General features: G+C 57.8%; 8 protein-coding genes. 2 read left to right on the forward strand and 6 right to left on the reverse strand.

The features are described from left to right. Positions 1–242: 242 nt before the first annotated feature. From HX824_RS01940 to HX824_RS01965, 6 genes are all read right to left on the reverse strand, one after another. Positions 243–458 carry a DUF1127 domain-containing protein gene (locus HX824_RS01940; RefSeq protein ID WP_003214752.1) on the reverse strand — a complete coding sequence of 72 codons (216 nt, stop codon included), beginning with the start codon at positions 456–458 and terminating at the stop codon, positions 243–245. Between the two features lie 318 nt (positions 459–776). Next, positions 777–2,270 carry an acetyl-CoA hydrolase/transferase family protein gene (locus HX824_RS01945; RefSeq protein WP_008439663.1) on the reverse strand — a complete coding sequence of 498 codons (1,494 nt, stop codon included), beginning with the start codon at positions 2,268–2,270 and terminating at the stop codon, positions 777–779. Positions 2,271–2,449: 179 nt separating this feature from the next. Next, positions 2,450–3,886, reverse strand: a complete 1,437-nt coding sequence (locus tag HX824_RS01950; RefSeq protein ID WP_003214748.1) for an NAD(P)(+) transhydrogenase (Re/Si-specific) subunit beta — start codon at positions 3,884–3,886, stop codon at positions 2,450–2,452. After that, positions 3,883–4,206, reverse strand: a complete 324-nt coding sequence (locus HX824_RS01955) for an NAD(P) transhydrogenase subunit alpha (RefSeq protein WP_008439664.1) — start codon at positions 4,204–4,206, stop codon at positions 3,883–3,885. Before HX824_RS01955 ends, HX824_RS01950 begins: the two co-directional genes overlap by 4 nt. A 15-nt stretch (positions 4,207–4,221) precedes the next feature. Continuing rightward, the gene (locus HX824_RS01960) at positions 4,222–5,343 is read right to left on the reverse strand and encodes a Re/Si-specific NAD(P)(+) transhydrogenase subunit alpha (protein ID WP_008439665.1); all 1,122 of its coding nucleotides are present in this window, start codon (positions 5,341–5,343) and stop codon (positions 4,222–4,224) included. A gap of 447 nt (positions 5,344–5,790) precedes the next feature. After that, on the reverse strand, positions 5,791–6,690 hold the full coding sequence (locus HX824_RS01965) for a LysR family transcriptional regulator (protein WP_177054073.1): 900 nt from the start codon (positions 6,688–6,690) through the stop codon (positions 5,791–5,793). Positions 6,691–6,847: 157 nt separating this feature from the next. Between HX824_RS01965 and HX824_RS01970 the strand changes: the two genes are divergently transcribed. Both HX824_RS01970 and HX824_RS01975 read left to right on the forward strand, forming a co-directional pair. Further along, a complete protein-coding gene (locus tag HX824_RS01970; protein WP_003214743.1) occupies positions 6,848–8,029 on the forward strand; it encodes an acyl-CoA dehydrogenase in 1,182 nt (393 codons plus the stop codon). 13 nt (positions 8,030–8,042) lie between these two features. Next, positions 8,043–9,263, forward strand: a complete 1,221-nt coding sequence (locus HX824_RS01975; protein WP_003214741.1) for a CaiB/BaiF CoA-transferase family protein — start codon at positions 8,043–8,045, stop codon at positions 9,261–9,263. The last annotated feature ends 144 nt before the right edge of the window (positions 9,264–9,407 follow it).

Consider the following 9,407-nt stretch of genomic DNA (forward strand, 5'->3'; position numbering starts at 1 on the left):
TCCTGGAACACCATCTTGGGCTGGAGGGTGCTACCGGTACAGATACACGCGGGTTAAATTGTACTGCTTAATTGTTATATTTTTTAAACTGTATCGGTCTGTAGAAAGCCGACTGTTTTCGCCATTGAAAATCCAATCCCCAGAAACAGCAGAACCCGCCGCCGGTTACCCGGGGCGGGTTCTGCTTTAACAATTCGGAGTGCTGGCGGTGGACCCGGTGGGTCAGGGCCAGCGGACGCTAATTAGCGCCAGAACGGCTTGCTCAGCTCTTCGTAGCGTTGTGCTTCGCTGATACCGGCGTCAGCCAGCAGACGCGAATCCAGACGAGCCAGTTGATGGCGGCTGGAGATGCGGCGCTGCCACAACATCAGGTTGGCGAGAACGCGCAGAGGCAGGGAAGCCTGGGTGTTTACAGCTTTTTCTTCGAAGAACAGATCGGAACTGAGTGTACGTTCCATGATGACATCCTTCCGCTTGTGGCGGGATTAGGTAGTGGTTTAACTGGTGCCAATGATCCTCCTCCCAGGCAAGACTCTCTAGATACAGTTCACCTGTATTGTGAGGGGCCAGTTAACTGTTTATAGGGGCTGTACTGTACGAAATTGGGGCAACTGTACCTGTCGGCACTTTTATGGTGCGTTTTAGGCGTTTATGGAGTTCGAGGTAGGATATTTCAGTAGGAAATGACCGGTACAGCAGTACAGTTTTTTATAAAAGTTGGGCTCGGAAGCTCGGGCTGATGAAACTGTGTTTGCATCAGCCCGAATCTGTATCAATCACGCCTTCAGCATATGCCCGGTTTCTTCCAGGTTGATGTGCCAACTCAGTGCTTCTCGCAGGATATGCGGGGTGTGCCCGCCCAGCAAACAGGCTTGGGTGAAGTAGGTGTTCAGGGCATCGCGGTACGCCGGGTGCACACAGTTGTCGATGATGACCCGGGCCCGCTCCCGCGGCGCCAGGCCCCGCAGGTCCGCCAGGCCGACCTCGGTCACGAGGATGTCGACGTCATGCTCGGTATGGTCCACATGGCTGACCATTGGCACCACGCTGGAAATCGCGCCGGCCTTGGCAATCGACTTGGTGACAAAGATCGCCAGGTGCGCGTTGCGCGCAAAGTCGCCCGAGCCGCCAATTCCGTTCATCATCCGGGTGCCGCAGACGTGGGTGGAGTTGACGTTGCCATAGATGTCGAACTCCAGCGCGGTGTTAATGCCGATGATGCCCAGGCGCCGCACCACTTCCGGGTGATTGGAGATTTCCTGGGGCCGCAGCACCAATTTGTCTTTGTAGCGCTCCAGGTTGCCGAACACGTCGGCGTTGCGCCGTTCCGACAATGTGATCGAACTGCCTGAGGCAAAGCTCAGCTTGCCTGCGTCGATCAGGTCGAATGTGGAATCCTGGAGGACTTCCGAATACATCGTCAGGTCTTCGAAGGGCGACTCGATCAAACCGCACATCACCGCATTGGCAATGTTGCCGATGCCTGCCTGCAGTGGGCCGAGCTTGTTGGTCATGCGTCCGGCGTCGACTTCTTCTTTAAGGAAGTTGATCAGGTGATTGGCGATCGACTGGGTGTCGCTGTCGGGCGGCGTCACGGTGGAGGCCGAATCCGCCTGATTGGTGATGACGATCGCGACGATCTTCTCCGGCGGAATCGGAATCGCGGTGCTGCCGATACGGTCGTCCACGGCCACCAGCGGAATTGGCGTGCGGGTCGGGCGATAGCTCGGGATATAGATGTCGTGCAGGCCTTCCAGGTTCGGGTTATGCGCCATGTTGATCTCGACGATCACCTGCTTGGCGAAAATCGCGAAACTGGCGGAGTTGCCCACGGAAGTGGTTGGCACAATGTGGCCTTGCTCGGTGATCGCTACGGCTTCGATCACCGCGATGTCCGGTAGCTTGAGCTGATTGTTGCGCAGCTGCTCGACGGTTTCCGACAAATGCTGGTCGATAAACATCACCTCGCCGGCGTTGATCGCCTTGCGCAGGGTGCTATCTACCTGGAATGGCATGCGTCGCGACAGTACACCGGCTTCGGTCAGTTGCTTGTCCAGGTCGTTGCCCAGGCTGGCGCCGGTCATCAGGGTAATTTTCAGCGGTGATGTCTTGGCGCGTTCGGCCAAGGCGTGGGGCACGGCCTTGGCCTCACCGGCGCGGGTGAAGCCGCTCATGCCGACGGTCATGCCGTCCTGGATCAGTGCGGCAGCGTCAGCCGCGCTCATGACCTTGTTCAACAACGAAGGCAAGCGGATACGATCACGGTACATGGATTGTTATCTCGGGCTACGGAAGCAAGATGCGCAGTCTAGTGATTTCAAAAAATTTCGTCCCGCTACCATGGTCGAATGCCAGGCAGCGATTTAGAGCCTTTTGTCGGTTTTTACCGGCAATAAAAAACCCCAGCCTACTAAAGGCCAGGGTTTTGGGTATTGCGCTGGCGCAGTGTTTATTCGACGGCCTTGACCATGTCTTCGATGACCTTCTTGGCGTCGCCGAAGACCATCATGGTCTTGTCCAGGTAGAACAGTTCGTTGTCCAGGCCGGCATAGCCGCTGGCCATCGAGCGCTTGTTGACGATGATGGTCTTGGCCTTGAACGCTTCGAGGATCGGCATGCCCGCGATGGGCGACTTGGGATCGTTCTTGGCGGCCGGGTTGACCACGTCGTTGGCGCCTAGCACCAGCACCACGTCGGCCTGGCCGAACTCGGAGTTGATGTCTTCCATCTCGAATACCTGGTCGTAAGGCACTTCTGCCTCGGCCAGCAATACGTTCATGTGACCAGGCATACGGCCTGCAACCGGGTGGATCGCGTACTTCACGGTCACGCCGCGGTGGGTCAGCTTCTCGGTCAGCTCTTTCAGCGCATGTTGTGCCCGTGCCACCGCCAGGCCGTAGCCCGGTACGATGATTACGGTGTCGGCGTTGGTCAGCAGGAAGGTTGCATCGTCAGCCGAGCCGGATTTCACCGGGCGCGCTTCTTTCGAGCCGGCCGGGCCGGCGGCGTCTGCCGTGTTGCCGAAACCGCCGAGCAGTACATTAAAGAAGGAGCGGTTCATCGCCTTGCACATGATGTACGACAGGATCGCACCGCTTGAACCCACCAGCGAACCGGCGATGATCAGCATCGAGTTGTTCAGCGAGAAGCCGATCCCCGCCGCAGCCCAGCCGGAGTAGCTGTTGAGCATCGAGACGACCACCGGCATGTCGGCGCCGCCAATCGGGATAATGATCAGCACGCCCAGCACGAACGCCAGGGCCAGCATCAATGCGAAGGCGCTGAGGTTGCCGGTGAACATGAAGGCCAGGCCCAGGCCCAGCGTCAACAGCCCCAGCACCAGGTTCAGCTTGTGCTGACCGCCGAACTGTACTGGTGCGCCCTGAAACAGGCGGAACTTGTACTTACCCGACAGCTTGCCGAAGGCGATGACCGAGCCGGAGAACGTAATTGCACCGATGGCTGCACCGAGGAACAACTCCAGGCGGTTACCGGCGGGGATCGAATCCCCCAGGTGTTTCACGATACCCAGCGACTGTGGTTCCACGACTGCGGCGATGGCGATAAACACTGCAGCCAGGCCGATCATGCTGTGCATGAACGCCACCAGCTCCGGCATCTTGGTCATTTCCACGCGCTTGGCCATGATCGAGCCGGCGGTGCCGCCGACCAGCAGGCCAACGATGACGTAGCCAATGCCGGCAGTGGCCAGCTCGGCGCCGAGCTTATAGATGAGACCCACGGTGGTGAGCACCGCCAGCGCCATGCCGAGCATGCCGAACAGGTTGCCGCGCCGGGACGTCGTCGGGTGTGACAGGCCTTTGAGTGCCTGGATAAAGCAGATCGACGCGATCAGGTAGAGCGTCGTGACCAGATTCATGCTCATGACGATGGCGCCTCTTCTTTTGCTTTCGGGGCTTTCTTCTTGAACATCTCAAGCATCCTGCGGGTAACCAGGAAGCCACCGAACACGTTGACCGCCGCGAGGGCTACGGCCAGGGTGCCCATGGTCTTGCCCAGCGGTGTCACGGTGAGTGCGGCTGCCAGCATGGCGCCGACGATCACGATCGCCGAAATTGCGTTGGTCACGGCCATCAGCGGGGTGTGCAGGGCCGGGGTGACGTTCCAGACCACGTGATAACCGACATAAATCGCCAGCACGAAGATGATCAGGTTGTAGATACCGGGGGAAATAAGCTCTTCCATCGTCTGAATCCCTGCTTAGGCGTTTTTGCGGATGACTTGGCCGTCGCGGCACATCAGGCACGCGGCGACGATGTCGTCTTCGAGGTTGATTTCAAACTGCCCTTCCTTGGTGAAGACCAGCTTCAGGAAGTCCAGCAGGTTGCGTGCGTACAGCGCCGAGGCATCGGCGGCGACGGCGCCGGCCAGGTTGGTCGGGCCGCAGATGGTCACACCGTTTTCCACGACCACCTGGTCTGCCACGGTCAGCGGGCAGTTGCCGCCCTGGGCTGCGGCGAGGTCGATGACCACCGAGCCTGGCTTCATCTGTGCGACGGTCTCGGCGCTGAGCAGGGTCGGTGCCTTGCGACCCGGAATCAATGCGGTGGTGATGACGATGTCGGCTTGCTTGGCACGTTCATGCACGGCCAGGGCCTGGCGCTGCATCCAGCTTGTTGGCATTGGGCGCGCGTAACCGCCCACGCCAACCGCGCATTCACGTTCTTCATCAGTTTCGTATGGCACGTCGACGAACTTGGCGCCCAGGGATTCGATCTGTTCCTTTACCGCCGGACGCACGTCGGACGCTTCGATGACCGCACCCAGGCGTTTCGCGGTAGCGATCGCCTGCAGCCCTGCTACACCAGCTCCAAGAATCAGCACGCGAGCGGCTTTCACCGTACCGGCGGCGGTCATCAGCATTGGCATGAAGCGTGGGTAGTGATGGGCGGCGAGCAGTACAGCCTTGTAGCCGGCAATGTTTGCCTGGGAAGAAAGTACATCCAGGCTCTGCGCGCGGGAGGTGCGCGGCGCGGCCTCAAGGGCAAAGGCGGTGATGCCATGCTCGGCCAGTCGGGTGATGGTTTCGTTGCTGAACGGATTGAGCATGCCCACCAGCACTGCGCCGCTTTTGATCAGAGTCAGTTCGCTGTCATTGGGGGCGACCACCTTGAGGATCAGCTCGGCGCCGAATGCATCACTGGCGCTGCCAATGGTTGCGCCCGCTGCTTCATAGGCACTGTCGACGACACTGGCATTGATGCCTGCCCCGCTTTGCACAGTGACCTTGTGGCCCTGGCCGATCAGCTTCTTGATGGTTTCCGGGGTGGCAGCCACCCGCGTTTCACCGGTCTGGGTTTCGAGAGGAACACCAATGTGCACGTCAAATCTCCTGCATGATCTTTTTGCTTTGATTTTTGTAAAAGGCCAGTGCGCCACGACAGGCGAATCTGGGCGGCCGATCAGCACGATCCCGCTGAAATACAGCGGGGCGCGGCATTTTGCAGGCGAACTTTACGGCCTTCAAGAGATTATGACGGGTGACGAAAAATTAACTACAAGTCACCCCGTGACCGATTGTCGCAATGGATAGATTAAAGTCGTTTAAATACAGGAGATTAAAGAGTTTTTACCGAAATATCAGCGCATCTCCATCGCCGACGTGAATGCTTGGGCATCGCTGCAATTTTATGGCTACAGGCCAATACCTACATGGCTTAAAGGCCATTTCAGGGTCAAAAGATGCGGTCTTCTAAATTGCGACATATATATACATATGTAGGTATTTTATTTTGTTGACTACAAAGTCAATAAATTGACGAAGACCCTTTAGATATTGGGGTTGTAACGATGCGCCTGATCAATCAGCCAGTCCCTGAACGCATGCAGAGAAGCTGATTCGACCTTTCTCTCGGGAATCATCAGGTAGTAAGCCTTTGAGCTCGCCAGTACCTGAGGGCTGGCAATCACCATGTGCCCATCGCTCAGTTCCCTTTGAATAAGGAACGGCGGTATCAGTGCAATGCCCATATCGTGCATGGCTGCCTGGGACAACATGGAGAATAGCTCGTAACGCGGGCCTGTCATGTCGCGGGGTATGTCCAGCTGTTGCGCGTTGAACCACTGGCGCCAGGCATAGGGTCGAGTGGTTTGTTGCAGCAGGGGCAGTTCGGCGATTTCGTGTGCAGTGAAGTGCGTGCGACCGTCCAGCAAGCGCTGGCTGCATACAGGGAGCGGGTTTTCTCCCATCAGTTTGTGGGATTCGGTACCGGACCAGTCGGCATCGCCAAAGTAGATTGCCGCGTCGAATTCGGTATCGGCGAACAGGAAAGGCCGTGTGCGGTTGGTCAGGTTGACGGTGACTTCGGGATGCTGGTGCTGAAAGTCCTTGAGGCGTGGGATCAGCCATTGGGTGCCGAACGTCGGGACCACCGCCAGTTCAATAACGTTGGTGCCCTGCTGTCCCATGATCGAAAGGGTGTCGCGTTCCACGGCGTCAAGTTGCGTAGCCACCCGGCGACTGTAGGAAAGCCCTGCTTCTGTCAGTTTCACGCCCCGGCGCGAGCGTCGAAACAGCTCGACACTTAAAAACTCCTCAAGACTGGCGATTTGTCGGCAGATTGCGCCCTGGGTGATCGAAAGCTCCTGTGCCGCCTTGGTAAAGCTCTCGTGGCGGGCTGCAGCCTCGAAACTGACCAGCGCCGTGGTGCTGGGAATTTTTCTGCGCATGTACCGTGACCTCACAAGTAAAGAGCATCTATGCCGCTTTTGAATGTTACGGAGTGAGAAATTAGCACAAGGCTATGCAAAATCCTCGTTTGCCCTCCTCGCCTGCCCGGCCTAGGCTCCATGCACGACTTTTGATTTACTTCGCGAGGACTCACTCATGGGCGGTAAGGCAAGCTTCAACTGGATCGATCCACTGCTGCTGGATTCACAGCTCACCGAAGAAGAACGCATGGTGCGCGACAGTGCCCAACAGTTCGCCCAGGACAAGCTGGCGCCCCGTGTTCTCGAAGCCTTCCGCCATGAAAAGACTGACCCTGCGATCTTTCGCGAAATGGGTGAGACCGGCCTGCTGGGGGCGATGATTCCAGAGCAGTACGGTGGCAGTGGATTGAACTACGTCAGCTATGGCCTGATCGCTCGTGAAGTAGAGCGTGTGGACTCTGGCTACCGTTCGATGATGAGTGTGCAGTCCTCACTGGTGATGGTGCCTATCAATGAATTCGGTACCGAAGCGCAAAAGCAGAAATACCTGCCGAAGCTGGCCTCTGGTGAATGGATTGGCTGCTTTGGCCTGACCGAGCCTAACCATGGTTCCGACCCGGGCGCGATGATTACCCGCGCGCGCAAAGTGGATGGCGGCTACAGCCTCACTGGCAGCAAGATGTGGATTACCAACAGCCCGATTGCGGATGTGTTCGTGGTGTGGGGCAAGGACGATGCGGGCGATATTCGCGGCTTCGTTCTGGAAAAGGGTTGGAAAGGCCTGAGTGCTCCGGCGATCCACGGCAAGGTCGGATTGCGCGCCTCGATCACCGGTGAAATCGTCATGGATAACGTGTTTGTTCCTGAAGAGAACATCTTCCCGGATGTGCGTGGCCTGAAAGGACCGTTCACTTGCCTTAACTCGGCACGCTACGGGATCTCGTGGGGTGCCTTGGGGGCCGCGGAGTTCTGCTGGCATACCGCGCGTCAGTACACCCTTGATCGCCAGCAGTTCGGGCGGCCTTTGGCGGCTACTCAACTGATCCAGAAGAAGCTCGCAGACATGCAGACTGAAATCACCCTGGCGCTGCAAGGATGCCTGCGGTTGGGTCGTATGAAGGATGAGGGCACTGCGGCTGTGGAAATCACCTCGATCATGAAGCGTAACTCGTGTGGCAAGTCGCTCGACATTGCCCGGATGGCGCGTGACATGCTCGGTGGTAACGGCATCTCGGATGAGTTCGGCATTGCCCGCCACCTGGTCAACCTTGAAGTGGTGAATACCTATGAGGGTACTCACGACGTGCATGCATTGATCCTGGGGCGAGCGCAAACCGGTATTCAGGCGTTCTATTAATAGGAGAACGACCATGGGCGCGCTTTCGCACCTGCGGGTACTGGATTTGTCGCGAGTGCTGGCGGGCCCTTGGGCCGGGCAGATACTTGCAGACCTTGGCGCTGAAGTGATCAAGGTCGAGCGGCCCGGGAATGGCGACGACACTCGTGCCTGGGGGCCACCCTTCCTCAAGGATGCGTATGGGGAAAACACCACTGAGGCGGCGTATTACCTGTCTGCCAATCGCAACAAGGAATCGGTGACGATCGACTTCACGCGGCCGGAGGGCCAGAAGCTGGTGCGTGACCTGGCGGCGAAGTCCGACATTCTGATCGAGAACTTCAAGGTAGGCGGCTTGGCGGCCTATGGGTTGGACTATGAGTCGCTCAAGGAGATCAATCCGGAGTTGATCTACTGCTCGATTACCGGGTTTGGTCAAACCGGGCCCTATGCGACGCGGGCGGGCTACGACTTCATGATCCAGGGGCTTGGCGGGCTGATGAGCCTGACTGGCCGCCCGGAGGGTGAAGACGGCGCCGGGCCGGTCAAGGTTGGCGTGGCGCTGACGGATATTCTTACGGGGCTTTACTCGACAGTTGCGATCCTGGCGGCCATGGCTCACCGGGATCATGATGGTGGTGGCCAGCATATCGATATGGCGTTGCTGGATGTGCAGGTGGCTTGTCTGGCTAATCAGGCGATGAACTACCTGACGACGGGCGTCTCTCCAAAGCGCCTGGGTAACGCTCATCCGAATATCGTTCCCTATCAGGATTTTCCTACGGCGGATGGCGACTTCATTCTTACTGTGGGTAATGATGGGCAGTTCCGCAAATTTGCCGAAGTGGCTGGGCAGCCCCAGTGGGCGGATGATCCTAGGTTTGCTACTAATAAGCTGCGAGTGGCTAACAGGGCGGTGCTGATTCCGTTGATCCGTCAGGCTACCGTGTTCAAGAGCACGGCTGAATGGGTGGCTCAGCTGGAGCGAGTAGGTGTGCCTTGCGGCCCGATCAATGACCTGGCGCAGGTGTTTGCCGATCCTCAGGTGAAAGCGCGCGGGTTGGCGATGCAGTTGCCTCATGCGTTGGCTGGTACTGTGCCCCAGGTGGCAAGTCCTATGCGCCTGTCCAAGACGCCTGTTGAATACCGCAGCGCACCTCCGCTGTTGGGTGAGCATACCCATCAGGTGCTGCAGCAAGTGCTGGGTTTGACGCCAGCGAATGTGTCGGCTTTGAGGGAGGCCGGGGTCATCTGAAGCTTCTCTTCTATATAGAGGGTTGTTGAGGCTCTCTATATGGAGGGAAGTTGGTCGGTTTTTAGCCAGAAATGCCTATTTGATAGAAAAGCTGAATTAAGGGTTGACGGCAGATTCTGGAAGTCTATAATTCGCCCCACTTCC

This window comes from Pseudomonas sp. D4002, assembly GCF_013385665.1.
Lineage (GTDB): Bacteria > Pseudomonadota > Gammaproteobacteria > Pseudomonadales > Pseudomonadaceae > Aquipseudomonas.

What these genes read in the sequence shown, in the direction of transcription:
- HX824_RS01940 (WP_003214752.1), bottom strand. Translation starts at nt 458, where the DNA reads ATGGAACGTACACTCAGTTCCGATCTGTTCTTCGAAGAAAAAGCTGTA.
- HX824_RS01945 (WP_008439663.1), bottom strand. Translation starts at nt 2,270, where the DNA reads ATGTACCGTGATCGTATCCGCTTGCCTTCGTTGTTGAACAAGGTCATG.
- HX824_RS01950 (WP_003214748.1), bottom strand. Translation starts at nt 3,886, where the DNA reads ATGAGCATGAATCTGGTCACGACGCTCTACCTGATCGCGTCGATCTGC.
- HX824_RS01955 (WP_008439664.1), bottom strand. Translation starts at nt 4,206, where the DNA reads ATGGAAGAGCTTATTTCCCCCGGTATCTACAACCTGATCATCTTCGTG.
- HX824_RS01965 (WP_177054073.1), bottom strand. Translation starts at nt 6,690, where the DNA reads ATGCGCAGAAAAATTCCCAGCACCACGGCGCTGGTCAGTTTCGAGGCT.
- HX824_RS01970 (WP_003214743.1), top strand. Translation starts at nt 6,848, where the DNA reads ATGGGCGGTAAGGCAAGCTTCAACTGGATCGATCCACTGCTGCTGGAT.
- HX824_RS01975 (WP_003214741.1), top strand. Translation starts at nt 8,043, where the DNA reads ATGGGCGCGCTTTCGCACCTGCGGGTACTGGATTTGTCGCGAGTGCTG.